20 protein-coding genes and 1 pseudogene are annotated in these 26,632 nt (G+C 52.7%); 14 read left to right on the top strand and 7 right to left on the bottom strand.

What is annotated here, in order from left to right; translation table 11 throughout:
- The first annotated feature begins 239 nt into the window (after window positions 1-239).
- Entirely contained in the window at window positions 240-1,424 is a 1,185-nt protein-coding gene (locus tag NG346_RS08770; protein ID WP_262288600.1) for an ATP-binding protein, read from the top strand.
- A gap of 144 nt (window positions 1,425-1,568) precedes the next feature.
- On the opposite strand, the gene pflA is transcribed toward NG346_RS08770, so the two are convergent.
- Together pflA and pflB are read right to left on the bottom strand one after the other, a co-directional pair.
- On the bottom strand, window positions 1,569-2,348 hold the full coding sequence (gene pflA, locus NG346_RS08765) for a pyruvate formate-lyase-activating protein (RefSeq protein ID WP_262280408.1): 780 nt from the start codon (window positions 2,346-2,348) through the stop codon (window positions 1,569-1,571).
- A complete protein-coding gene (gene pflB / locus NG346_RS08760) occupies window positions 2,335-4,581 on the bottom strand; it encodes a formate C-acetyltransferase (protein WP_262280409.1) in 2,247 nt (748 codons plus the stop codon). Before pflB ends, pflA begins: the two co-directional genes overlap by 14 nt.
- A 216-nt stretch (window positions 4,582-4,797) precedes the next feature.
- Here pflB and NG346_RS08755 point away from each other — a divergent pair, with 216 nt between their 5' ends.
- From NG346_RS08755 to NG346_RS08745, 3 genes are read left to right on the top strand one after another with little or no spacing between them, the layout of a single operon-like run.
- Complete coding sequence (locus NG346_RS08755; protein WP_262280410.1) at window positions 4,798-5,832, top strand: threonine aldolase family protein; 1,035 nt, start codon at window positions 4,798-4,800, stop codon at window positions 5,830-5,832.
- Complete coding sequence (locus NG346_RS08750) at window positions 5,825-8,806, top strand: DEAD/DEAH box helicase (RefSeq protein WP_262280411.1); 2,982 nt, start codon at window positions 5,825-5,827, stop codon at window positions 8,804-8,806. The genes NG346_RS08755 and NG346_RS08750 overlap by 8 nt, the downstream gene beginning before the upstream one ends.
- A 38-nt stretch (window positions 8,807-8,844) precedes the next feature.
- Complete coding sequence (locus NG346_RS08745; protein WP_262280412.1) at window positions 8,845-9,162, top strand: MGMT family protein; 318 nt, start codon at window positions 8,845-8,847, stop codon at window positions 9,160-9,162.
- Between the two features lie 60 nt (window positions 9,163-9,222).
- Here NG346_RS08745 and NG346_RS08740 read toward each other — a convergent pair.
- Window positions 9,223-10,460 (bottom strand): annotated as a pseudogene (locus NG346_RS08740) (MATE family efflux transporter).
- A 194-nt stretch (window positions 10,461-10,654) separates the two neighbouring features.
- Between NG346_RS08740 and NG346_RS08735 the strand changes: the two are divergent.
- The 3 genes from NG346_RS08735 to NG346_RS08725 all read left to right on the top strand — a co-directional run bounded on the left by NG346_RS08735 (window position 10,655) and on the right by NG346_RS08725 (window position 15,382).
- The gene (locus tag NG346_RS08735; protein WP_262280413.1) at window positions 10,655-13,393 is read left to right on the top strand and encodes a DNA gyrase/topoisomerase IV subunit A; all 2,739 of its coding nucleotides are present in this window, start codon (window positions 10,655-10,657) and stop codon (window positions 13,391-13,393) included.
- A gap of 177 nt (window positions 13,394-13,570) precedes the next feature.
- The gene (locus NG346_RS08730; RefSeq protein WP_262280414.1) at window positions 13,571-14,356 is read left to right on the top strand and encodes a DUF3316 domain-containing protein; all 786 of its coding nucleotides are present in this window, start codon (window positions 13,571-13,573) and stop codon (window positions 14,354-14,356) included.
- A gap of 12 nt (window positions 14,357-14,368) precedes the next feature.
- On the top strand, window positions 14,369-15,382 hold the full coding sequence (locus tag NG346_RS08725) for a S41 family peptidase (protein WP_262280415.1): 1,014 nt from the start codon (window positions 14,369-14,371) through the stop codon (window positions 15,380-15,382).
- A gap of 355 nt (window positions 15,383-15,737) precedes the next feature.
- Here the strand turns inward: NG346_RS08725 and NG346_RS08720 are convergent, their stop codons facing one another.
- Both NG346_RS08720 and NG346_RS08715 read right to left on the bottom strand, forming a co-directional pair.
- The gene (locus NG346_RS08720; RefSeq protein WP_262280471.1) at window positions 15,738-17,951 is read right to left on the bottom strand and encodes a helix-turn-helix domain-containing protein; all 2,214 of its coding nucleotides are present in this window, start codon (window positions 17,949-17,951) and stop codon (window positions 15,738-15,740) included.
- Window positions 17,952-18,205: 254 nt separating this feature from the next.
- A complete protein-coding gene (locus NG346_RS08715; RefSeq protein ID WP_262280416.1) occupies window positions 18,206-19,195 on the bottom strand; it encodes a helix-turn-helix domain-containing protein in 990 nt (329 codons plus the stop codon).
- 244 nt (window positions 19,196-19,439) lie between these two features.
- Here NG346_RS08715 and NG346_RS08710 point away from each other — a divergent pair, with 244 nt between their 5' ends.
- The 3 genes from NG346_RS08710 (at window position 19,440) to NG346_RS08700 (ending at window position 21,250) form a co-directional block, all read left to right on the top strand.
- A complete protein-coding gene (locus tag NG346_RS08710) occupies window positions 19,440-20,108 on the top strand; it encodes a YiiX/YebB-like N1pC/P60 family cysteine hydrolase (protein WP_262280417.1) in 669 nt (222 codons plus the stop codon).
- Window positions 20,109-20,120: 12 nt separating this feature from the next.
- Entirely contained in the window at window positions 20,121-20,525 is a 405-nt protein-coding gene (locus NG346_RS08705) for a DUF4878 domain-containing protein (protein WP_262280418.1), read from the top strand.
- 101 nt (window positions 20,526-20,626) lie between these two features.
- Window positions 20,627-21,250: a hypothetical protein gene (locus NG346_RS08700; RefSeq protein WP_262280419.1), complete on the top strand. Its 624-nt coding sequence runs from the start codon at window positions 20,627-20,629 to the stop codon at window positions 21,248-21,250.
- Window positions 21,251-21,402: 152 nt separating this feature from the next.
- Here NG346_RS08700 and NG346_RS08695 read toward each other — a convergent pair whose 3' ends face one another.
- Window positions 21,403-21,594, bottom strand: coding sequence for a hypothetical protein (locus tag NG346_RS08695; protein WP_154533953.1), 192 nt, complete (start codon window positions 21,592-21,594; stop codon window positions 21,403-21,405).
- Window positions 21,595-21,722: 128 nt separating this feature from the next.
- On the opposite strand from NG346_RS08695, the gene NG346_RS08690 reads away from it, so the two are divergent.
- The 3 genes from NG346_RS08690 (at window position 21,723) to NG346_RS08680 (ending at window position 23,523) form a co-directional block, all read left to right on the top strand.
- Window positions 21,723-22,274, top strand: a complete 552-nt coding sequence (locus NG346_RS08690; protein WP_262280420.1) for an NADPH-dependent FMN reductase — start codon at window positions 21,723-21,725, stop codon at window positions 22,272-22,274.
- Window positions 22,275-22,715: 441 nt separating this feature from the next.
- Window positions 22,716-23,165 (top strand): RNA polymerase sigma factor, encoded by a 450-nt coding sequence (locus tag NG346_RS08685; protein ID WP_262280421.1) that lies wholly within the window; start codon window positions 22,716-22,718, stop codon window positions 23,163-23,165.
- 46 nt (window positions 23,166-23,211) lie between these two features.
- The gene (locus tag NG346_RS08680) at window positions 23,212-23,523 is read left to right on the top strand and encodes a hypothetical protein (RefSeq protein ID WP_262280422.1); all 312 of its coding nucleotides are present in this window, start codon (window positions 23,212-23,214) and stop codon (window positions 23,521-23,523) included.
- On the opposite strand, the gene NG346_RS08675 is transcribed toward NG346_RS08680, so the two are convergent.
- A complete protein-coding gene (locus tag NG346_RS08675; protein ID WP_262280423.1) occupies window positions 23,520-25,019 on the bottom strand; it encodes a DUF3843 family protein in 1,500 nt (499 codons plus the stop codon). The two genes, NG346_RS08680 and NG346_RS08675, sit on opposite strands and share 4 nt — an antisense overlap.
- Window positions 25,020-25,256: 237 nt before the next feature.
- On the opposite strand from NG346_RS08675, the gene NG346_RS08670 reads away from it, so the two are divergent.
- Window positions 25,257-26,624 (top strand): alpha/beta hydrolase family esterase, encoded by a 1,368-nt coding sequence (locus NG346_RS08670; RefSeq protein WP_262280424.1) that lies wholly within the window; start codon window positions 25,257-25,259, stop codon window positions 26,622-26,624.
- Window positions 26,625-26,632: the final 8 nt, after the last annotated feature.

The following is a 26,632-nucleotide window of genomic DNA, read 5'->3' as shown; positions in this document are numbered from 1 at the left end:
AGCCTTCAGGTCATGCCTGAAGGGAATAAGGGATATACCCTTCTTTTTCTATAGATGTGTTACTGTCTTTGGTTAGGCAGCGGCATCTGCCCGCCACGGACAATCCCCCTTGGGCCAAAAAAAGAGGAATATAGTCAGTCACTGACAATATCATTCTATCGTCATAGAATCCATCGCCCAAAGTTGCACATTACAAAATAATTGCGTAAGTTTGCAAAAGAATAAAGAATGAACGCACTATGGAGCAGATGATGAGAAAATATCCGGTAGGCATTCAGACCTTCTCGGAAATCATAAACGGTGGCTATATCTACGTTGACAAGACCGACCTCGTATGGGAGTTGGTACACTATGCCAAGTTTATATTCATGAGCCGGCCCCGGCGTTTCGGCAAGTCGCTGCTCACGTCGACCTTAGATTCCTACTTCCGTGGCGACAAAGAACTCTTCAGAGGGTTGAAGATCATGGAGCTCGAAAAAGAATGGACGCAGTACCCGGTCATCCATCTCGACCTCAGTTCTACGAAGGGATGCACTACGCCTCAAGAGTTTCAACAATCGCTGATTCAGACTTTGAAGCAATTGGATATCTACGAGGAGAACGCCGATGAGTCTACACCCGGAATGAAGCTTGACGGACTGATCAGACGATTATATAAGGAGACCGGTAAGCAGGTAGTGGTCCTCATCGACAATTATGATGCCGCTTTACCTGACGCACTTGGTGACCAGGCTAAGCTTGACGCCATACAAGAGGAGTTACTGAATTTCTGCATACCGCTCAAAGTCGAAGAGCAGTATGTCGAGTATTGCTTCATCACTGGCATCACGAGATTCCCACAGCCGAGCATCTTTTCAAGCTTCAACAATATCGTTTATGTATCTATGCGCCCTAAGTTCGCATCTATCTGCGGCTTTACGGAGCATGAGGTACAAACTGTCTTTAAGGAGAGCATAGAGCAGATGGCCAAGGATTATCACCTGACCTATGAGGAGATGTTTAACAAGATCAAGCAGAAATATGGTGGCTACCATTTTGCTGAAGATGCAGAAGAGGTCTTCAATCCTTTCAGCCTGCTCAATGCATTAGGTGACCGACAGCTGAGCAACTACTGGTCTACGTATAGCACACCTCCCTTTCTCATCAATCAGATGCAACATTTCAATACAGACTTCGCATCAGGTAACTCTTTGGAGACACTGGATTTTGCTTTCGACGTGCCCACTGAGAACATGCACGACGCTCTGCCATTGCTCTATCAGAGCGGCTACCTCACCATCAAGGGCTATGACAGGGAGATTAGAGCCTATGAACTTGCCATTCCAAATGAGGAGGTACATGCGGCCTACGTCCGTGATCTGCTGTCCCCAGATGCCGACAAGCACACGGTGGACGAGTGGGAAATAGACGCCATGCAACCTTAATGCAAGGATGCGCAAGAGACCATAAGAAAGTCCCGCATTCCTATGGGTGAAAAACAATAATAACAAACTTGGGTAGACCATATAAACAAAGACGGAGCACCCGCGCATTTTTTCGCAGATGCTCCGTCTTTGTCTATGCTTATTCTATTTCCCACAGAGTATCTCTTCGGCGCGCGCCACTTGTTCCTTGCTGGGTGTGGGCACGTCTTTGAGCGTATAAGGTATGCCGAGTTCCTCCCACTTATAGACGCCAAGGGTATGATAAGGCAGCACCTCGACGCGCTCCACATTGTTGAGCGTGTCGATGAAGGCCCTGAGACGGTGCAGCTGGTCCTCGTCGTCGGTGACGCCCGGCACGAGCACGTGGCGGATCCATACCGGCACGCCAAGGTCGGAGAGACAACGGGCACAGTCTAGAATGTTCTCATTGCCGTGACCGGTGAGCTGACGGTGCGCCTCGCTGTCGATATGCTTCAAGTCGAGCAGCACGGTGTCTGTGCTCTGCATCAGCCGCAGGAACTTGCCGTAGAAAGGTTCGCGGCGCGTAAACGGCTGGGCTGCCGTGTCGAGACACGTGTTGATGCCGCGTCGGTGCGCCTCCTCGAAGAGTGCGATAAGCCCGTCGATCTGCAACAGAGCCTCGCCGCCGCTGACCGTGATGCCACCCTTGTCGCCCCAATAGGCACGATAGCGTTCAGCCTGGTCGAGCAGTTCCGTCACCGTCGTGGCTTTCTCCTCTGCTCCTGCCATGCGCCATGTGTCGGGATTGTGGCAATAGCGGCAGCGCATGTGACAGCCTTTGAGAAAGATGATGAAGCGGATGCCGGGACCATCGACAGAGCCAAACGACTCGGTGGAGTGAACGTATAAAGAAGCCCCACCTCCCTGAGGAGAGGTGAGGCCGAGTGTCTTAGAGTCTTTCATGAGCCTGGCGGGCGATGACGTCGAGCTGCTGCTCACGGGTCAGGTCGATGAACTTCACGGCATAGCCACTCACACGGATGGTGAAGTTAGCATACTCCGGCTTCTCAGGATGCTCCATGGCGTCCTTGAGTTTGTCCACGCCGAAGACGTTGACATTGAGGTGGTGTGCACCCTTGTCGAAATAGCCGTCCATGACGCTGACGAGTGTCTCGGCACGCTGGTCGTCGTCGTGTCCGAGCGCGCTGGGGCTGATGGTCTGCGTGTTGGAGATGCCGTCGAGTGCATACTTGTAGGGCAACTTAGCCAGCGAGTTGAGCGAAGCCAACAGGCCGTTCTTCTCAGCGCCATAAGATGGGTTGGCACCTGGAGAGAGCGGGGCACCGGCCTTACGGCCGTCAGGCATGTTGCTCGTGTACTTACCATAGACCACATTGGAAGTGATGGTCAGGATAGACGTTGTCGGCTCGGAGTTGCGATAGGTGTGATGTTTCTTCACCATGCCGATGAAAGTCTTGAGCAACCACACTGCGATGCTGTCAGCACGATCGTCATCATTGCCATAGCGGGGGAAGTCGCCCTCGGTCTTGAACTCCAGGGGGAAGCCCGTCTCGTCACGGATGATGTTGACCTTGGCATATTTGATCGCCGAGATAGAGTCAACAACATGAGAGAAGCCGGCAATACCCGTAGCGAAGGTGCGGCGCACATCAGTGTCGATGAGAGCCATCTCCTCAGCCTCATAGAAGTATTTGTCGTGCATGTAGTGGATGAGGTTCAGCGTCTTGACATAGACAGCGGCCAGCCACTCCATCATATCCATGAAGCGAGGCATGAACTCGTCGTAGGTCACCACGTCGCCCTCGATAGGACGGTAGGCGGGACCCACCTGCTCACGTGTCTTGCTGTCCACGCCACCGCTGATGGCGTAGGTGAGGCACTTGGCTAGGTTGGCACGGGCGCCGAAGAACTGCATCTCCTTACCCGTCTGTGTAGCGCTCACGCAGCAGCAGATACTGTAGTCGTCACCCCAGACAGGACGCATCACATCGTCGTTCTCATACTGGATAGAGCTGGTCTTCACCGAGATGAAGGCAGCGTAGCGCTTGAAGGCCTTCGGCAGGCGGCTGCTGTAGAGCACGGTGAGGTTGGGCTCGGGCGAAGGTCCCATGTTCTCCAGGGTATGGAGGAAGCGGAAGTCGTTTTTCGTCACCATGTGGCGACCGTCCTGTCCGATACCTGCCACCTCAAGGGTAGCCCACACGGGGTCGCCGGAGAAGAGCTCATTATAAGAAGGGATACGGGCAAACTTCACCATGCGGAACTTCATCACCAAGTGGTCGATGAGCTCCTGGGCATCCTGCTCGGTGAGCGTGCCCTCGTTGAGGTCGCGGGTGATATAGATGTCGAGGAAGGTAGACACGCGGCCCACCGACATGGCGGCACCGTTCTGTGTCTTCACGGCTCCTAAGTAACCGAAGTAGAGCCACTGCACAGCCTCACGGGCATTGGTAGCGGGCTGGGAGATGTCGAAGCCATACTGAGCAGCCATCTCCTTGAGGCCCTTGAGCGCTTTGATCTGCATGGCGATCTCCTCGCGCAGACGGATGACCTCGTCGATCATCTCGCGCTCGCCCATGTTGGCGAGGTCGTTCTGCTTCTCCTGGATGAGGCGGTCGATACCGTAGAGGGCTACACGACGATAGTCACCCACGATGCGGCCACGGCCATAAGTGTCGGGCAGACCGGTGAGGATATGGTTGTGACGCACGTGCTTCATCTCCGGCGTGTAAGCGTCAAAGACACCGTCGTTGTGTGTCTTCACATATTTATGGAAGATATTGTGAATCTCCTCGGAAGGCTGATAGCCATAAGTAGTGCAAGCCTGCTCAGCCATCTTGATGCCACCATAGGGCATGAAGGCACGTTTCAGCGGCTTGTCGGTCTGAAGACCTACGACACGTTCGAGGTCTTTGGTTTTCTCGTTGATGTAGCCGGGACCATAGGCAGTGAGTCCGGAGACCACCTCTGTCTCCATGTCGAGGACGCCACCTTTGGCACGTTCCTCCTTTTGCAACTTTTGCAGTTCGCCCCAAAGGGTGTTGGTAGCGTCAGTAGGACCGACGAGGAAGCTCTCGTCACCGTCGTACTGGGTGTAGTTATGCTGAATAAAATCTCTGATGTTGATCTCTTCCGTCCAAAGGGTACCGCGGAAGTTGCGCCATGCGTTGCTCATAAGCGTGGTTGTATTTTTGAGGATAAATAAATAATGTGGAGTGGTGTTTGCGCACACACCCCGTTGATTAGGCTTGCAAAGGTAGCCAATTTCCACGAGATACGCAAATAAAAAGTATCATAAGAAATGATGAGTCGTGCTTTTCTTGCTCAATCAATTTAAAAGTCTTATCTTTGTAAGTTCATAACAAAAATGCAATAATAATCAGTAAGCAATATGGTTTCTTTTGAAAGCGATTACAACAATGGCGTGCAACCCGAAATCCTGCACCGCCTCTTCGACACCAATGACGAGCAGACCAGTGGCTACGGCAACGACCCCTACTGCGAGCAAGCTAAGGAAAAGATCCGGCACGCCTGCCAGATGGGTAACGCTGAAATCTACTTCCTCATCGGCGGCACACAGACCAACACTACGATGATCGACGCTCTGCTCGCTCCGGGCGAGGGCGTCATTGCCACCGACATGGCACACATCAACGTGCACGAGGCCGGCGCCGTGGAGGCATTCGGGCATAAGGTTCTCGCCCTGCCCTCGGCCGACACGAAACTCACGGCGCAGCAGGTGGCTGACTATATGGAGCGTTTCCTTGCCGATCCCAGCCATGAGCATGAAGTGCAGCCGGGGATGATCTACATCACGCTGCCCACCGAGATGGGACTCATCTACTCTCAGGAGGAGCTTGGCGCACTCTATGATATGGCCCGCCGCTACCACCTTGCTCTGTATGTCGATGGTGCCCGTTTGGGCTACGGCCTGGCAGCCGAGGGCACCGACATGACGCTGCCCTTCCTGGCTCACCACTGCGACGCTTTCTACATTGGAGGCACAAAGGTGGGCGCTATGTTCGGCGAAGCCGTGGTCTTCTCGCAGCAGCGGCCGCCACGCGGTTTCTTCACTACTATCAAGCGCCACGGAGCCCTGCTCGCCAAGGGACGTATGCTCGGATTGCAGTTCGACACGCTCTTCACCGACGACCTCTATGGCCGCATCTCACGCCATGCCATCGACATGGCCATGCGCATGAAGGCGCTCTTCCGCAAATACGGTGTTCAGCTGGCCATCGACTCACCAACCAACCAGCAGTTTGTCATCCTCACGCCCGAACAACAACAGCGACTCAGCAAAAGCATTGTCTTTGAGGTGTGGGAACAGAAGGACGACCGTCAGCTCGTCTGTCGCTTTGTGACCAGCTGGGCAACAAGCGACGAGGATCTCACTGCCTTGGAGAAAGCACTCGCCAATGGATAGTCTCGCCCTGCTCATCAGTCCGCTTGGCTTTTGGAATCTCTACACCCTGCGGTTGCGTCATGTCCATGCAGAGGGAGAGGAGTACGCCGGTGGTGACTTCATCGACAAGGCGACAGACATAGACGACAAGGAACTGAAGCGACTCGTAGAACTGTGTCTTTGGACTCAGTCCGACAACCTCTTTTCCAAGGCCGGACGCAACTTCAACACCAAGAAAGCATTCTTCGAAAAAGCCGACAAGACCACACAGCGATATGTCATCTCTCAGGTGGATCTGCATATCACCGAGGCGGTAGCCACCGCCTCACGGCTCGGCGTGCACATATTCTTTGCCCCCAAGCCCGGCGAATGGCTCAGACAGCAGGATGAGCTGCACCTGAATGCCGAGCCACTGAAACTGCACGCGGCCTTCACCAAGACCGACGACGGCATCGACTACCGGCTCACGCTCGGCGACGACATCATCCCCTCGGCTCACCACACACAGGTACTCTGCAACAATCCCTCGCTCTTCGTCATCGACCATAGTCTCCGACAACTTGACGAGGGACTCGGCGGCAAACTGCTCACGCCCTTTCTGAAGAAAGAGATCTACCATATTCCTGCTTCCATCCAGGCAAAGTATTTCCGGCAATTCATCCTAAAGATCGTCAAGAAGATCGACATTTCCTCTGATGGCTTCGACGTCGACAATCTGCATCCTCAGGGTAAGGCGGTGCTGACGCTGCAAGCATCGATCAATGGTCTTTATACGCTCGACACGCAGTTTGTCTACGACACGGCTACGTTCTCCGTTTCTGACCGCCGGGAGAAGAGTGTGACTCTCCACGACGACGGCAAGAGCGTGACCTTTGTCTGCATCTGGCGCAACCGCGAATGGGAGTCCACAATCACCGAACTACTCGACAACGAGCTCCACCGTCCTCAGACTGCACCGCTGCAAGAGATGACAGCATGGCTGACAGCCAACGAGGCTGTGCTCAACCAGCACGGCATTGAGACGCAGCAGCGCACCACCCACCACTATGTCATCGGTGAGGTGGAGAGAATCCATAACGACCGCTGGACGGGCGACTGGTTTCAGATGCACGTCACCCTTGTCTTTCCCGATGGCACGCAGATGGCACTCACCGACTTCCGTGATGCAATCATCAATGGCGACCGAGAGGTGAGACTACCCTCGGGCAACTGGTTTGTCATTCCCGACGAGTGGTATGCCCAATACAGTGCTGCTATGCTCTTTGGACTGATGAAAAGCCATGGCACGCTCACCTTTCACCGTTCTCAACAGACGGTATTGCCGACCGAAGACCTCCTGCCGACTACACTGAAAGCTCCCGCAACCGGCGACACAGAGGAAAAGGCCTTGCCACCAAAAGGACTGAAGGCCACGCTGCGCCCTTATCAGCTTTTAGGCTACCAATGGATGCTCAGCCATCAACATGGTGGTACGGGCTGTCTGCTTGGCGACGACATGGGTCTGGGTAAGACGGTACAGACAATTGCCGTCATCCTCCATTATTTCGAAAGTTCAGCATCCGCTCCAACTGATGATCGTAGTAGAGAAGACACGACAGACAACGGACTCATTAAGGATGCCGGGAATTCTGAAGATCAGGCTGACTATAATATAATAAGGAGTGATCAGGTTATAAGGAGTAACCATATAATAAGGAGTAAGCCAACCAGCACGCCTGTTCAGATGAGTTTGTTCTCTGATGAGGAGATGAGCGGGCACGCCGCAAAAGCCATACCGCCGGCAGCCGTTTCCCAACCCGATCTGCGTCAGCAGTCCGGTCACCGTCCCGTGCTTGTTGCCGCTCCCTCCTCCGTCGTCTTCAACTGGCACGACGAGTTTCGGCGCTTTGCTCCCTCACTGCGTGTGGTGGAGTATACGGGCAATGCCCGCGAGCGGGCTGTCAAACAGTCCCAACTCGCCAATGCCGACGTAGTGCTCACCTCCTACCCTATGCTCCGCAACGACATTGGAGTGCTCAGCCGTCTGTCCTTCGCCATTGCCGTTTATGACGAGGCACATGCCTTCCGCAACAACACGTCACTACTCTATCAGGCTGTGCTGAAGATTCATGCCGACTTCCCCATTGCACTCACAGGTACGCCGATGGTCAACGCGCTCGATGAACTGTGGACGCTGATGAGCGTACTCAACCCTGCTCTCCTTGGCGACTACGAGACCTTTCAAAACAATTTCATCCATCCCATCAACGTCAACTTGCAGGATGAGCATACAGCGATCCTGCGCAAACTTGTCGCCCCCTATTTCCTTCGCCGACTGCGTGGCGACGTGCTCGACAGTCTGCCTGAGCGACAAGACGAGCAGGTATGGTGCGATATGACCGAGGCGCAAGCGGCTCTCTACGAAGAAGAACAGAGCAAGATGCGCAACCTGCTGATGGATGCGGAGCAAGCCAACAACCGGATCGTGGTGTTGGCCGCCATCACCCGCTTGCGCCGACTGGCCTGCAGTCCCAAACTGGAACATAAAGAAGGCGACTCTGGAAAGGTGTTGGAAGTCTTCGATCGACTGGAGGAATTGCGAGGCACCGACCACAAGGTATTACTCTTCAGCGAGTTCACCTCTTTCCTCGACGTGATTGCAGAAGAGATGAAGCAGCGCGGCTGGAGCTACGACATGCTCACAGGACAGAGCCGTGACCGCGAAGCCATTGTGAAGCATTTCCAGCAGACGCCCTCCTGTCAGTTCTTTCTCGTCTCGCTCAAGGCGGGTGGTGAAGGCCTCAACCTCACTGAGGCCGACTATGTCTTTCTCCTTGACCCATGGTGGAACCATGCTGCTGAGGAACAGGCCATTGCCCGTGCTCACCGCTCGGGACAACGACGCTCGGTCATGGTCTACCGCTTCATCACGCGTGGATCACTGGAAGAACAAATACTAAAGGTACAGGACAGGAAAGACGACCTTGTCAAGGCAATTATACAGAATAATGTATAATGTATAGTGTATAATGTATAAATAATAAATAGCGTATAATGAAGGACGCAAAAGCAGACAAGAGAAGAGAGTTCGTGAAGGCTGTCTACGACATTGTCAGACAGATACCCTCCGGTCGTGTGCTCACCTACGGTCAGGTAGCCACCTTGGCCGGGTGTCCTCATCATGCCCGCCAAGTAGGCTTCTGGCTCAGTCGTGTACCACAGGAGTTGCATCTTCCGTGCCATCGTGTTGTCAACAGCGCAGGTCGTCTCTCCCCCGTCTTTCCGGAGCAGCGCGAGCGACTCCTCCACGAAGGCGTGCTCTTTAAGTCCAACGGTTGTGTAGACATGAACCGCTGTCAATGGAAACTTTGAGGCTGTCTGCCAAGCAATATTTTTACTCTGTTACTCTGTCTTATTAAAGCCCTTACTTTGTTACTCTGTCTTTTCCAAGGACAGCAGCCGGCGATGATAGAAATAGTAGTAGAGTACTCCCGCAATAGTGAGTCCGAAGGGGAAGGAGAACCACACGCCCACCAAGCCGCCATGCAGGCTGATGCCGAAGAGATAAGCCAAGGGCAGCGACACCACGAAATAAGAGAGAAAGGCCACGAGCATCACCGGCTTGACATAAGCCAGACCGCGCATCGCATTGCTGAAAGTGCACTGCAAGCCATCGCTGAACTGATAGATGATCAGCGGCACGATGGCACTGGCCACCTCAGCCGCTACCATAGGTGAACTGGTAAAGAGAAAGCCCATCTGCTCGCGGAAGATGATCACAGGCACAGAGACAAGGATAGCAATCATGAAGTTGAGATGACATCCTGCCCATGCCGTACGCCGATAGCCGTGTAGTCGTGTTGCCCATGGAAATGGCTCACACGGATAGACACTGCCGAAGCAAGCGCATAGTAGAACTGGAAGAAAAGCTGGCTGATGGTGAGCATGATCTGATGCCCGGCCAGTGCATTAGTGCCGATCCATCCCACGATGATGCTGCACAGCGACCAGGCACCGCTCTCCATGCCCATCTGCAAGCTGATAGGCGTACCCAAGACGGCGAGCGCGCGCATCTCACCGCGACTCACCCGGCATTTTCGGAATGCTGCACGCTCGGCGCGATGACGTACAGAAAAAGCAAAACACAGGGCGATAGCTATGAACATCGTCACGCGGGCTGCCAGTGTGGATAAGCCCGCACCGGTGATGCCCATCTCGGGCAAACCCCAGTGACCATAGATGAGCAGCCAGTTGCCCACGATGTTCAGCGCATTGCCACCGAGGAGTATCCACATCGGCGTCTTCGTGTCGGTGGTAGCATCGAAGAGTTGCTTCAACCCGTTGACCCAACAGACAAAGGGAATGGACACCAGGTTGATGAGATAGTAAGGACGCACATAGGGCAACAGCTCATCAGGCTGCCCAAGCTTATCAAGGAAGAAATAGAGTATTGAGTAGACAGCCATCAGCACAAGAGCAGCCAGCGTGTTCACCGCCAGTCCATTTTTCACCGTCGACCCGATGCTGTCCACGTCACCCTGTCCGTAGGCTTTGCCGATGAGCGGTGTCATGCAAAGGGCAAACCCCATGGCCATGAGCAGTCCCAGGATGAAGATGTTGCTCACCAGCGATGCCGCGGCAAGCTCCACAGTAGTGTGGTGACCGATCATCAGCGTGTCGGCAAAGTTCTGAAGCACCACGCCGATCTGTCCGATGATCAGCGGCGTGCCCAACATCACGAGAGCCCGGTAATGGCTAAAGTATTTCCTCATTGGTGTCTGTTTTTAGTGCAAAGTTACAAAGAATATTTTGCTTTCTTCTTCTTTTTTATTAACTTTGCAAGAAACATACGCCAATCACTTTTATGGACGACGACAAGACTATAGACAAAGATAAAGAGCTGAAAGATAGCAGCAACAACAAGCCCAACGAGGGCGAACAGCTATCAGACGACGACGAGCTCACCGAAGACGAGCACTCCGACTACAAGCCCGCCGACCGCTTCGATGCCTCGGCCGTGCATCATCTCAGCGGCATGTACAAGAACTGGTTTCTGGACTATGCCTCCTATGTCATCCTTGAGCGCGCTGTGCCGCAAATCGAGGATGGACTGAAACCTGTGCAGCGCCGTATCCTTCACTCGATGAAGCGCATGGACGACGGACGCTACAACAAGGTGGCCAACATCGTGGGACACACCATGCAGTTCCACCCTCACGGCGACGCCTCCATCGGCGACGCACTCGTGCAGCTCGGACAAAAGAATCTGCTCATCGACACGCAGGGCAACTGGGGTAACATCCTCACCGGTGACCGTGCCGCCGCTCCCCGATATATCGAGGCACGACTCTCGAAGTTTGCCCTTGAGACGGTCTTCAACCCGAAGACCACTGATTGGCAGATGAGCTACGACGGACGCAACAAGGAGCCGGTGACCCTGCCCGTGAAATTCCCGCTGCTGCTGGCACAAGGTGCCGACGGCATCGCCGTGGGACTCTCCAGCAAGGTGCTGCCCCATAACTTCAACGAGCTCTGCGACGCCGCCATCCACTACCTCAAGGGCGAGGAGTTCCATCTCTATCCCGACTTCCCCACCGGCGGTGCCATCGACGTGAGCAAATACAACGACGGGCAGCGCGGCGGCGTGGTGCGTGTCCGTGCCAAGATCGACAAGCTCGACAACAAGACGCTTGTCATCCGCGAAGTGCCGTTCTCCAAAACAGCCGCCACTCTGCAGGACTCCATCACCAAAGCCATCGAGAAAGGCAAGATCAAGGCCCGCCGCGTCATCGACATGACAGCCCGTGACGTGGAGATTCAGGTACAGCTCACCCCGGGCACCTCGTCCGACAAGACCATCGACGCCCTCTATGCCTTCACGGACTGCGAGATCAATATCTCGCCCAACTGCTGCGTCATCGAGGACAACAAACCGTGCTTCCTCACCGTCAGCGACGTGCTGCGCCACAGCACCGACCGCACCATGGGCCTGCTGCGCAAGGAGCTGCTCATCCGCAAGGGTGAGCTGCAGGAACAGCTCTTCTTCGCCTCGCTGGAGCGCATCTTCATCGAAGAGCGCATGTACAAGGAGCGCCGCTTCGAGCAGGCTGCCAACCAGGATGCCGTGGTGAAATTCCTCGACGAGAAGTTCACACCCTATAAAGAGCAGTTGCTGCGCGACATCACCCGCGACGACTACTTGCGACTGCTCGAGATCAAGATGCAGCGCATCCTGAAATATAATAAGGACAAGGCCGACCAGCTCATGGCGAAGATCAAGGCTGAGATCAAAGGCATCGACCATGACCTGGCACACATGACCGACGTCACCATCGCCTGGTTCCAACATCTCAAGGACACCTACGGCAAGGACCACCCACGCCGCACCGAGATACGCAGCTTCGAGAACATCGACTCCACAAAGGTGGTAGAGGCCAACGAGAAACTCTATATCAACCGTCAGGACGGCTTCGTGGGTACGGGACTGAAGAAGGACGAGTTTGTCTGCAACTGCTCCGACCTCGACGACATCATCATCTTCTACCGCGACGGCAAATACAAGGTCATCCGCGTGGCCGACAAGATCTTCGTGGGCAAGAACATTCTCTGGGTGCAGGTCTTCAAGCGCAACGACAAGCGCACGGTCTACAACGTTGTCTACCGCGACGGGCGGCAGGGCTACTACTATATCAAGCGCTTCAACATCACCAGCATCATCCGTGACCGCGACTACGACCTCACCCAGGGCAAGCCGGGCTCACGCGTGCTTTACTTCACCGCCAACCCCAATGGCGAAGCAGAGATCATCAAAGTGACGCTCGACCCTGATCCGACCAAGAAGAAGCAAAACATCTTCATGGACAAAGACTTTGCCGAGGTGCCCATCAAGGGACGTACGGCTCACGGCAACATTCTGTCGAAGCAGAGCATCCACCGCATCTCGCTCAAGAGCCACGGACACTCTACCCTTGGCGGCCGCAAGGTATGGTTCGACCCCGATGTCAACCGCATCAACTACGAGGAGCGCGGACGCCTGCTCGGGGAGTTCAACGACGGCGACAGCATCCTCGTCGTGCTCGACAACAATGAGTTCTACATCACCGACTTCGACCAGAACAACCACTACGAGGACAACATCCGCATCATCGAGAAGTGGCGGCCCGACAAAGTGTGGACCGCCGTGCTCTTCGATGCCGACAACAGCGGCTATGCTTATATCAAGCGCTTCCAGATGGAGGCCAGCCGTAAGCACCAGAGCTTCCTCGGCGACAACCCCAAGAACCAGCTGCTATTGCTCACCGACACCGTCTATCCGCGTGTGCGTGTGACTTTCGGTGGTGCTGACGCGTCACGCGCGCCAATGGACATCGACGTGGACAGCTTCATTGCCGTGAAGGGTTTCAAGGCCAAGGGTAAGCGCATCGCCACATGGCAGGTCGACAAGGTGGAAGAGCTCGAACCGCTCAGACAGCCCGAACCGGAGCCGGAGGACAACAATCCCGAAGACAACGAACAGGAGGAGAACCTCGACCCTGATGCCGGTAAGTCGCAGCAGCAGGTCATCGACGAGATCACGGGACAGCTCAACTTGTTCCCAGAGTAGGAGCCCCCCCTTTAGCTCCCCCCGAGGGGGGGAGGACCGCAAAGTCATCAATACAGCCCTCCTCTAACTCCCCCCAAGGGGGGAGGACCGCTAAACCATCAACAACCAAACGCTCGGGAATTGCCTTTCTCCCCCCTTGGGTGGAGAGTTAGAGGAGGGCTTCCATATATTATCTATATGAATAGACTAACCACCACCCTCGCCATCGCCGCCATCGCTACAAGCCTCGCGGCACAGGAAAACCAACCTGTCCAACACGCCACACAGCGTGAGCGGGCCGGGCAAGTGAGTGTGGGCTATACCGACATCCTCGACACCTATCTCTCGCAGGAGAAGTTCACAGGCACGGAGTTTGGCTATCTCTCGCAGACACTTTGGCGGCGCGACAGCAGCAAAATAGTCAGAGAGGCCGTACACCACGTACTCGTCTCTGTGGCAGGCACACGCGGCAACGACAAATCGCTGCTCTCACTACTCTACAACCTCAGGCTCGGCTGGATGTATCGCTGGCACTGGGCTTCCCCACGGCTGACGCTGCTTGCAGGAGGAGCCATCGACGGCACACTCGGCGGTGCCTATGACACGCGCAACAGCAACAATCCGGCACAAGCACGCATCGCTCTCTCCATCGACCCGACAGCCCGACTGACATGGCAGCTCCACACCGGGCGGCGCCCTCTCGCCCTGCACTACGACGTGACAATGCCGCTCATCGGCATGGCCTTCTCGCCCAACTACGGACAGTCGTACTACGAGATCTTCTCACGCGGCGACTATGACCACAACATCGTGTGCACGTCACCTTTCAGTGCTCCACAGCTCTATCAGCATCTGAGCTTGGACTTCCGTCTGTGGCGCACTACCTTCCGCGTGGGCTATCTCGGCGAATACCGACAGATGAAAGCCAACAACCTTAAATACCACCAATATACCCACAGCATCACCCTCGGCTGGTGCTATTGATCTGTTCCAACTATGAAAACGACCGTCCGCCATCTTCTTCTTTTCCTCGCCGCCCTGCTGCTCTGCACAGCCTGCGTCGACGAGGACCAGTTTGCCGACAACCCTAAAGGCAACTTTGAGGCCTTGTGGAAAATCATGGACGAGCACTACTGCTTCTTCCAGGAGAAAGGCGTGGACTGGGACTCTATCCACACGGTCTATGCACAGCAGATCAACAATCAAATGACCGACGAACAGCTCCTTGAGGTGCTCGGCAATATGCTTGCCACACTCAAGGACGGACACGTCAACCTCTTTGCCTCCTTTGACTACACCCGCTACTGGGGCTTTCACGAGAACTATCCCAGCAACTACAGCGACACACTCGTCAGCCGCTATCTCGGCACCGACTACCGCATCGCCAGCGGCATGAAGTACCGAATCCTCGACGACCAGATCGGATACCTGCGCTGCGCCACCTTTGAAAACAACATCGGCAGCGGCAATCTCGACGACATCCTCCTCTACCTCGCTCCCTGCCGTGGACTGATCATCGACCTGCGCGACAATGGCGGCGGCATGATCACCAGCGCTGAGGAACTCGCGGCCCGCTTCACCAACAAGAGCATTCTCGTGGGCTATATCCGCCACAAGACAGGTAAAGACCACGATGACTTCTCGCCGATGCAGGAGCAATGGCTCAAGCCCGGCAAGGGTCTGCGCTGGCAGAAGCCCGTAGTGGTGCTCACCAACCGCCAGGTCTATTCTGCCGCCAACGAGTTTGTGAAGTATATGCGCTACTGTCCCAACGTCAAGGTGGTGGGCGACCGCACGGGTGGCGGTGCCGGACTGCCCTTCTCCAGCGAGTTGCCCAATGGCTGGAGCATCCGTTTCTCCTCCTGCCCGATGTTTGACCGCGACCGACAGAGCACCGAGAATGGCATGGCTCCCGACGTGAGCGTGTCGCTCACCATGGAGGACTTCTACCGCAACCGCGACACCATCATCGAGACTGCAAGAAAGATACTGGGTGGAAAGAAGAAATAACGGAGGAAAAAACAGCTTTCACCATTCATACCAGCTCTGTCATACCGTACAGTACTTTAGACAAGAGCAAAAAATGGGGAAAAAGACTCGGTAGTCCGCATCAAAATCAGACATATCAAGACTATACAAATGCACAGACAGGCCTAACAAAAGCCATCATCACTACCCGGCCACTGGCTTCCGTGCTCTAATGGATAACTAAGAGATTTTCGTGTTGGGCTGGAGGAACGGAAAGCCTACATTAAGACCTCTTTAGTTTACAGTTTTGGGAGTACATTTACCATTCGAGCTTCAACTTGTTCGGCAGTCTTATCCTTTCCCATTTAGCCTTGTATCAATTTTCTTTCATCATGCGCTATTCGTTTGTCGGCATGCTTCTGAGAATGAAATAGAACTCTGCGGATGTCACGTCCGGCGGACAAGCAGCCTTGCGTTCCTCGGTCGTAGCATTCTCGGGCAACTGCGCGATGGCGTGGCGGATGGCCTTCACCTTCTCGCCGTCGATGACCTTGTCGGCACTGATCTGACCGGAACTCACATAAGGAGCCAGATGGCCGAGAATGGTGCTGAGGGCCAGATGGCGCTCATCGGCAATCTGCTGCGGTGTCTTGCCTTGACGGAAGAGCGTGTAGGTCTGGACATAGGTAGACACGCGGGGGGCCTTAGCAGCCTTGGACGTAGTGCGCTCAGTTGAAGAAGTCGACACGGGCGAAGCCACGCTACTCTTTCTCTTCCGTGGTCGGCTGCCCGGCATCACCACGTCCATGGCGTCGAGCGTAGTCTCCTGCTTGGCCTGCATATAAGCCGAGACCGTGAAGGGCGTCTCTTCCATGGCTCGCAGCAAGCGGTCCTTGGACAGATAAGCCAGCCAGAGATCCTTGTAGCGCTCGTCAAAGAGTTGCATGCCGCGCTTGTTGTTGGTGCTGGCCATCTTGGTTTTCTCAATGGCGTCGGGCAGCATCTCCTCCAGTCCCGTGACGAAGTAAGCCGCGCTACGCTTCACCCTGTCGAGGAAGGCAGGAGCGTGCAAGCCCTCGGCGGATGTCTGCTGGATGACCGTGCGCCAGCGCAAGGCCACGTCGATGACCTTCTGCTTCAGCTGGTCGATGACCGTACCATGATAGCTGGTGAGCTTGGGGAACTGCCGGAAATACTCCAGCAAGAGGCGGTGGAGCTGCTGCTCAGCGGCAAAGAGCGGCATGAAGTTAAAGAGGTCGTAGAGTTGCGTGCGATAGTATTCCTCCTTGAGGGCAGGCAGCGCCTCGATGCTCTTCTCGGCCTCGGTCTGCTGCCGTGCGATATAGTCGTTGACACGTGCGTCGCCGATGATGTTGCGGGGCTGTATCTGCGAGGCGAGTACGAGACCCTCCAGACTCTTGCAGCGGCTCAGTGCCACATAGACTTGTCCCGAGGCGAAGGAAGCACTCGCATCGATGATGGCGTGCTCAAAGGTCAAGCCCTGACTCTTGTGGATGGTGATGGCCCAGGCCAGACGCAGAGGGTATTGCCGGAAGACGCCGAGCACCTGCGGTTCGATGACCTTCGTCTCCTCGTTGATGGCGTAGCGTGTGTTCTCCCATTCGGCGGGCTCCACGCTGATGGTGTAGTCGTCGCCGGGACACTTCACCACGACCTTACCCTCCTCAAAGCCGACAACGTGTCCGATGCGTCCATTATAATATAGGTGTAAGGGAGAAGGATCATTCTTGATGAACATCACCTGCGCGCCTTGTTTCAACTCAAGGTTGACATCGGCAGGATAGCTGCTTTCGGGAAATTCTTTCTCTATCTCAGCCTTGAAGACATAGCGCTTGCCGGGCAGCTTATGCAGTTCATTGTCGTTGTAGCTGTCGGCCATGCGGTTGTGAGTGGTCAGCCGGATGTATCCTTCCTCAGCTTTTGGTATGAACATCGGCTTGCAGCGGGCGTTGAGACGGGCAAGGTCCTCGGCTGTCGGCACGCCGTCGCGCACATGGTTGAGGATGCCGATAAACGCCTGATCCTGCTGACGGTAGACATGGGTGAGCTGTATGGTGACGTAGCTTGTCTGCTGAAGCGCATGACTGCCAAAGAAATAAGGAGTATCGTAGTAAGGACGCAACAGCTCCTCGTCGCGCGGCGTGACCACGGGTGTGAGCTGGTGAAGGTCACCGATCATCAGCAGCTGCACACCGCCAAAGGGTAGTGTCGGATCGCGATAGCGCCGCAGCACATTGTCGATGGCATCGAGCAAGTCGCTGCGCACCATGGAGATCTCGTCGATGACCAGCATGTCGAGCGTGCGGATGATGCGCCGTTTCTCCTTGCCAAAGTCATAGCGGTCCTTAAATGTAGTGCCCGGCACATAGGGAGAGAGCGGCAACTGGAAAAAGCTGTGGATGGTCACGCCGCCGGCGTTGATGGCCGCCACGCCGGTAGGTGCCACGACGATGATGCGCTTGGAGGAATGCTCCTTCAGCGCCTTGAGGAAGGTAGTCTTACCCGTTCCGGCCTTTCCGGTGAGAAAGATGCTGATGCCGGTGTGCTCAGCGAATTCCCATGCGTTGCGCAACTCTTTGTTTTCCATAATGTCTGCTGTAATCGGTTTGTTCTTACAAATTTAATGTAAATCAGCGAAACAGCCAAAGGATGTGGCGTTTTCTTTGCTTTTAATACTTGCAAATATGGAAAGAAAGACGTATATTTGCAGAAAAGATTCATAGCAGTCAATCATGAGCAACGATTTCAAGCGCATTCCCTACGGCATCTCCGACTTTAAGCAGGTGCGGAAGGAGGGACTTTAGAAAGGTAAAAAATGCATGCTCCCGCCTTTCCTTGTGAACATTATTCCTTGCGGAAAGCTTGGGGCGTCGTACCCATCGACTTGGTGAAATAACGGCGGAAGCTGCTTAAGGAATTAAATCCCGACTGTGTGGCGATGTCCTCCAATGGCAATGACGTGGAGGACAGAAGTTTTTTTGCCCGTTTCACCCGCCATTTGTTCACGTATTCATAAAACGTGGTGTGCAGCTGCTGATTGATATAGTTGGAGATATAGGTACGGTTCGTGCCCACAGCCATAGACAGTTCCACGATGTTGAGCTTGGGGTTCAGGTAAATCTTTTCTTCTTCAAAGACTTTTCGGAAACGGCCTTCAAACTCGTACGCCTTTACACAGCCTTCTTTTTTCTCTTCCTTATCCAGGTTGTCCAAGGCCTTGAGCATGTCTTCCTGACGATATACAAAATAGCAGAACAGCCCCAAGAGAACTATCATGATAAAATTATAAAGCGTAGCCATTATCTCCGAATTGTAGAAAGTGTCAACCAACCACAGCAACAGCATCCCTGCGTAAAGACACACGATATATTTCAACCAGTAGAGCGACAACTCTTCGTCGGAGAAATCAGACTCCAACTGACGGTTGAACCTCTCGACAGCGAAGTAGCCATAAACAAGGATGCCCAATGAATAGATGACTGTAAGTACGAGTGTGGTTTGATACACAATCGCGCTACCCGTTACAAGATATAGAATGAATGCCGTGAGATAAACCACTGCGTTAACAGCGATAAGCCGCAGCATCTTCTGCCGCGGTGTGGTGAGTCTGATGAGAATGAACAGTGCACATGGCACTACGGTCATCTCCAGAAAGTCGGTCTCGGGAGCTGACAATGCGGACATCTGCTGACCAGACATGTAGAAGAAAGACAATTCTACAACACTGATCAGCAACAGATACAACATGAAGCGGAACATCATTTTTTGTAAGTCGTTGCGCTGTCCCTTATAATACATTGCTACGGTGCAGACCAGCTGCGCCATAACCAGCATACCAAAAGAGAAATCACATATAGATTTTGCAAAGCTCTGTTCTATCATCGTAGTAATAGGTTTCTAAGGCAAAAGTACAAAAAATAAAACAGAATCACCGATATATCAGCGGCTTTTTGATGTCAAACGGTAAAAAGAGCGCCAAACAGTAAAAAACAAGTTGTCAGAGAGTACATTTGACCTACTGCTCTTGTCAAAACGCTACTGCTGACCTATCTTTGTAAAAAAGCAATCTGCAAACATTATGAGTTCAAACGCATCCATCTGCCGTCTGTCTCTGTCGCACTGGAACGTGGCACTGCCCATAGGCTGGATATGGCTTGTCTGTCTGGCGATGATACTCGTCTCCTGCGGAGAAAGAGAGGAAGAGCGCAGCATCCTGCCCGATGACTTTGCGCTGTGTGCAGGCGATGTGGTGTTCCGCAGAGGTGAGGGCATAGCGAGCCACGTGGTCCTTGCCACTGATGCAAATGGCAACTATTCCCACGTTGGCATCGTTGTCGATTACGCAGAACGAAGGATGATCGTCCACGCCGTTCCCGGCGAGCCGGACTTTGACGGCGATGTTGACCGGGTGAAGATGGACACGCCGGAGAAGTTCTTCTCATACAAGAATGCATCAAAGGGAGAGGTTTGCCGGACAGGAGACAGCTCCACAGCCCAGCGAGCAGCGGACGTTGCACTACGTATTTACCGTAGAGGCACACTGTTTGACGATAAGTTCGACGACCAGGATACTTCGAAGATGTACTGCACGGAACTGATCGTTTATGCCTATCGCCATGCTGGCATCGATCTGACAGAAGGCAGGCGCCACAAGATAGACCTGCCCATCATCAAGGCAGCGTGCATCCTTCCGAGCGACATTTACGCCTCAAGGCATCTCAAGACTATGATCAAGTTTCACCAATAATAAACAACCACTATGAAAAAGTTATTGTCATTTCTCATGTTCACCGCAGTGCTTGCCGTATTTGCAAGCTGCGGCAAGTCGGAACCGCGTGCGGTTGCCGAGAAGGCCTTACAATGTGCCATTGACGAAGACTATCGCGGCTATTTCGACTGTGTTTACTTCCCCGCTGACAAGCAGGAACAGAAAGAAGCCTACGTCTCCATGATTGAAGAGAAGGTAAAGAAGGCCAAGGAGAAGGGGCAAAAAAACGACAAGCAGCCCGTGAGCTATGAGTTCGTTTCTGAGCAAGTCCATGAAGAAGAGGGCACGGCGTCTGAGGTCTTCAACGTGAAGTATGCATCGGGCAAAACAGAGCAGACCAATGTCGATATGAAGAAAGAGGAGGATGGACATTGGTATTTAGTGAACAAAAAGTAAAGCACACCTTCATCCTTAACGGTCATTCTGAGGTTTTAGAAGCCTCCAACGGAAGATTTCTGATGACCGAACAGTAAGAACATCATTAAAAGACGAAAGACATGAAAACGCGAAATCTATTCTATCTCTGCCTTGCTTTCCTTTTGCTCGGCACGATTCCTACTCAAGCTCAAAGTCTTGGCAGTATCCTCAAGAAAGCCAAGAAGGTACTTAGTACAATAGATCAACAGACTAAATCCACGAGCACGACTACTTCCACGGCTGCATCAGCGAAAAGTGATGACGGGCCGAAGGCGAAAGCCACACCCATCGCGGGTGGCGGTACGCTCTACAATCCCTTTGAGAAGAACTTAGATGTAGAGGTCGTTGAAGTCTATGGCACGAGCAAAAGTATGAACTTTGGCAATGTGTCGGTGGTTTTGAGACTAAAGGCTAAGACCGTCATCGACAAGATCAACTATATCGGTGACGACAAGACCACTGCCTATGACGACGAAGGCAATGTGTACCGCATCGACAACACCGCCTACTCCATCAAGGTTGCTGAGGGCATCAGCGTGAAAGCGGACCTGGGGGCATACAATCTCCACTTCCTCAATGTGCCCAAGAAAACACAAAAGCTCCAGCTCGTCAAGCTCTTTCTCTACAACGACTTTGAAGATGGCAGTGGTGCCCAAAGAGGATATATCGAGTTGCGCGATGTTCCTATTACGTGGCGGAAGTAGCATTCTCAACTCAGCCAATACTTTTGAAAAGCTCTATCTGTACCATTAATGAACATTCAGCTATAGTATTTTGGACATTGCATCATCATGGATTAACCACGAATTTCTCACTATTTATGTTTATGAGAAATTCGTGGTCAATTCATGAACATTCATGTGAATACAATATTATCAGTTTCTGCCGATGATCCCTGTCTGTGTGGTTTCATCAAGGCGCAGGCCGCCAAAGCCTGGTTCATATCTGCTACCATCTCCTCTTCGGCACAACGATAGCTATGCATGCCTGCCCACACGGAGCAACACAGCAGGGTCACAAAGACCACAATAGTATAGAGCGGTTTCATAGCAGAAATATCAAATTAGTGTTTCAATGATACAAAGTAAAGAAAAAAAAGCAAAAGCGCAAGAAGAAAGCCATATTATAATGAGAAAAACGTATCTTTGCAACAACAACACTATCAACCCAACAAACATGAAAAAGATACTATTCATCATTGGCTCATTGCGTAAGCAGAGCTTTAACAGAGAACTGAGTGTGATGGTCAAGGGCATGCTCCAAGGCAAAGCCGAAGTAACAGAACTGGATTACTCTCAAGTGCCATTTATCAACCAGGATGAAGAATATCCGGCTCCGCAAGCTGTTGCAGACGCACGCAAGGCTGTAGCAGAGGCTGACGGCGTGTGGATCTTCTCGCCGGAGTATAACTATTCCTATCCCGGACATGTGAAGAATCTCATCGACTGGCTCTCGCGCCCCGTTGATCCTGCTGATCGCAACGCGCCGACTGTGCTCGCCGGAAAGAAGTTCACACTCACGGGAGCTGGCGGTAAAGCTGCCACAGCAGGATGCCGCAAGCTGCTCACCACGCTGCTCACCGTGCTGAAAGCCGACGTGATGACAGAGGGACAGACGGGCATCGCACTCAACCTGGAAGCCTGGACCGAAGGCCGCATGATCCTTACTGAGGAGCAGAAAGCACAGCTCGCCAAGCAAGCAGAGCTGTTCCTGGAGTTCATCAAATAGGCAATGTGAAGCAAGCCCGTAAGCAACAACAAAGGAGTGTAAAGCTATTCCTGGTCAAGTCACGTAGTTTTACACGCTTGATTTTCCTAAAGGGGGAAGGATCTTTTCCTGCGTAGGAAAGGATCCTTCCCTGCGTAGTGAACGATCTTTTTCTATAAGGTTACAACATTGAAAGCGCTAAAATGGGAACAGCACAATGGCGTGATCACCCCACGAAAGCTGTTGTTTATACCCAACAAAAAGCAATTGGATCATCACAAGAAGACGGAATCCTCTGTCCTTTTCAAGAATTGGAGAATCAAAGAATTCATCAAGTGTATCTCACACAGAGGCACTGAGACACAGAGAAGGGCTGATACGTATTTATGAAGATTTCTTTCGTTTCTCTGTAGTTTTTCGAAAGAAATAGCGTCTAATGGGTGTAACAATTCAATCAAGACAATGGCAACAAAACCATCAGAACAGCAGTTTGCCCAACTCGTCAAGGAGCAGAAGAGCACCATCTACACGGTTTGCTATATGTTCTCCAAAGACGAGGACGAGGTGGCTGACCTTTTCGAAGAGGTGCTCGTCAACCTCTGGAAAGGGTTTCAAGAGTTCCAAGGACGCAGCAACCCGCGCACATGGGTCTACCGCGTGAGTCTGAACACTTGCATCTCGGCCGACAGAAAGAGGAAGCGGCGGAAGACGATACCGCTAAGTATGGACATCAACCTCTTTGAGGACGACGATGCTGACTCACGACAGGTGCAGATGCTTCGCAACCGTATCGCACGCCTCGGACCCTTCGACCGCGCCATCGTACTGCTCTGGCTTGAGAATATGAGTTATGAGGAGATAGGACAAGTGATGGGGACCGGTCATCGCCATCATCCTGCTCTGTCTTGCTGACACGATCTTTGACTATAAGGTCAACCACATCAAGGACGAGGCTTTTATGGGCGACAACCTCATCCCCACAGCTCTAAGACTGCAGCGGGCCAAGCGGCTGAGCGCCCTGCAGATGATGGTCGGCATGCCTTTGATGCTACTCTTGTTTGGCTGGTTCCTCTTCGACTTCTTTCAGAGCATTAATTATAAAGACGAGCTGCTCACCTCTGCGGCATGGGGAGGCATCGTAGGCGGATGCATAGGAACGGTATGCGGAATAATCTTCTCTTTCCAGCTCTACCACAAGCAACAGAAGACACGCCAGCAGGTCATTGACCAAATCAATGACCTAATGGCGGAAGACACACTGGAAAGTTAGTACCGGCTTCTGCGATTGTAGCGCATATAGAAATTCATGTCGGCAAGCCGCTGCTGATGCGTGCTGTGCTGACTGAACGCATAGTGCTGCTCAGCATCGGGAAGCATCTCATGATCGATGAGATAGTTGACCATATTAGACGTGGCACTGTCAGCATTCCAAAGAATGTTGACAGCGTCTTCCTTTGCTTTCTTTGCATCGTAATAGGGATTGTCCGGATCCTTGATATACTGTTCCAAATTCTGTGCAAAGAACTGCGGGTTGGTCTCGTCAACAGTATCAATGAACATACATGGAAGTTTCATGTTGGCAAGCGGGCTACCCTCGAAGATGCTGCCTGGATAGTTTAACTTCTCTTGAAGAAACGTTTTCATCTCATCGACATCCTTAAAATAAAGGATCCGTCGGTTACCGGTCTGCTCGAGAAGCATCTTTGCCGTCATGATCTCTGTACCAGGAAGAGGGATATCAGCCTGGCTGCGTTTAGCTTCTTCGAAGTCTTCGTCGCTTTGCTGAAGAGGAACCACAAGTCCGTTGAGACGCCATTCGTCTTTGTAAAAAACAAAACCTGCCACACAGCCATTGTGCTGTTTGACCACCTCTGGATCCAAGTTGAGCTCCTTGCGCGAAACCTTTATCGTCTGCCCATGGGTGTTTTCCAATGTCAGCGACTCACCATCGTCCGGTGTATATTTATAGGTGTCCATTTTCAAGACTTTGACCTGCTCCAACAGCGTGGCAAGCTCTTGGTGTCCCACTGTCTGAGCCAAAGAGCGCAACCACTCATAAGACTTCAGAGCCAGAGGACCGACACGGTCGTAGAACTTGATATTGGTGACTGCAAAGTATTGCTTCATCGACGGCGACATACCGTCGAAGAAAGAAACAGAATTTATCTCCCTGGCCTTTTCAGCCAACAATTTATTAAGCCAGGTGCCAGACGTGATGTAGCATCCGGCAAGCACCCAATCAAGAACATTACGCAACTCATTGAATCCCCCTGCGGCATAGTGGAGCATGTCATCCATCACCTTCTTGGCATCCTCATTGATCGGTGCCTGCTCAAAGGCATCACTGAGCTGATGATACGCTTCCAGCCCCATCTCCTGCAACAGACGGTCGGTCTCAAAGATGCGGTCGGGAAACAACTCGTTGGCCACGTCCCACACCAGGTAGCGCACGGCATCGAGACTGGGCTCGTCGGGATAGTATTCCTTATCAGCGTGATACATGGGCACAGGATAGCCGTAGAGCTTCATGCACAGATCAGAGAATGAGTGCCACACACCCATGTCGGCCACGATGTCCTCGAAGTAACTGGTCAGCTTGCGGGCCAGCACATGGGTAAAATTCTTGTCCGGCAGATCCTTGCCGACAAAGCCCCGCAGGCTGTCGAAGAGGCGGTTGGCGAAACGAGTATAATAGAGGTCTGTAGCACAGTCACACATTCCGGGATGTGCCAGACGAATCTCTTGGGTAGTAATGATTCCTTTCATGGTTTTGGTTGTTACTTATTTTTAGACTACAAAAATAATCATTTGTTTTCTATCGGGCAAAACAAAAGCATGAAAAAAAGCAAAAAGCAAAAATAAAACCGGACAAAGAAGAAAAAGAAACATCGCAAGCACTGAACTATACAAATGCTATAGTTTTGGAAACAAAAAGCAATGCTGATGCAAGAAAGAATATGTAACTTTGCAAAAACTAAGAACGCAACAACAACTGATTAAATTATGAACAACTGCTTGAACTGTCTCACCACGCTACTCCTTCTCTGCTGGAATCTCTTAGCAACAAATGCCAAGACCGACGAAATGCGGACCGTCACGGTGAATGGAGCCTCACGCACCTATTGGCTTTATGTCCCCGACAAGGTATCTGCCCCAGCTCCGCTGGTACTGAGTCTTCACGGCACCGGTGGTCACGCTACCGACAAGTCACCGTTCCGCACGACGGTGGCAGACCTAGAAGGCTGCATTGTCGCCTATCCTCAGGGTGAAAACATCTTCTTCCCCGTCTTTGGCTCCACGCTTCCGGGATGGCATGCTACTGGAGAAAACAGCAATGACATCGAATTCTTCAAAGCCGTCATCAACGATGTGGCAGCTCACTTCTCCATTGACCGAAAGCGCGTCTATTGCTGTGGATTCTCCAATGGTGGCATGATGACCTATACTGCCGCCTGCGTGGCCAGCGATGTGTTTGCAGCCTTTGCCTCCATCAGCGGTTATCCTATCAACGAGTTCCATCTTCATCAGACAAGTGTCCGCCCCGTGCCTTTCCTGCATATACACGGCAAGGCTGACGACTTCGTGCGATATCGGCATATGCCTGTCATCGTAGACAACATGGTAGCACGCAACGGATGCAATCCTGTGCCAAAGAAAATACGCGGAACAGACTATGACAAGAGTGTGTACGAGGCTACGGAAGGCTGTTTTCCTTATGTCTACTACGAAATAGACAATATGGGACACTGCGACTTCACAACCCAGACAGAAGATGGAAACTCTGCCATGACGATGTGGAAGTTTATGAGTCAATACACGCTCAACAGCCCTTGCGACACTACGATCATTTGGGAACCACACATAGAAGCAGAAGGATGGAATCCGGCTGCACACGGTTTCGTCCTTGACAACGGCACGACGCTCTTGAACTTTGGTGGTGAGCAATCGACATGGGACAACCAAAATGTCTATCACTCGCTCCAGCTCAACGCCGGACGCTATCGGCTAAGCCTTCGTGCTGAATGCCATATTCCTGCTAATATCACAATACAACTGAAGAGCATCGCTGATGGAAAGACATATCTCAACAAGACGATGAGCTGTGGCGATGTCACCGTCGATTTTTCGGTAGATAAGAACTGGGCTGAATACCAACTTACCATTCTTCGTTCCTCAGCCTTGGAATCCATCAAGATTTCAAATATCAGCATCCACGCTGCAAAGACATCCACCGGAATAGCCACCATCACGGAAAACGGTCAAAAATCTGCCCGCTACTATACGCTCAACGGCAATAAAGCCAACGCTTCTCAGAGTGGAATCATCATCCGGCAGCAAAGTGGAAAGACGATGAAGCTCATCCGAGAATAGTAACAACA

The organism is Hallella absiana (genome assembly GCF_025457485.1).
GTDB classification, from domain to species: Bacteria; Bacteroidota; Bacteroidia; order Bacteroidales; family Bacteroidaceae; genus Prevotella; species Prevotella absiana.
Note: the sequence above shows the minus strand (reverse complement) of the source record. Positions and strands in the feature narration are given on the sequence as shown.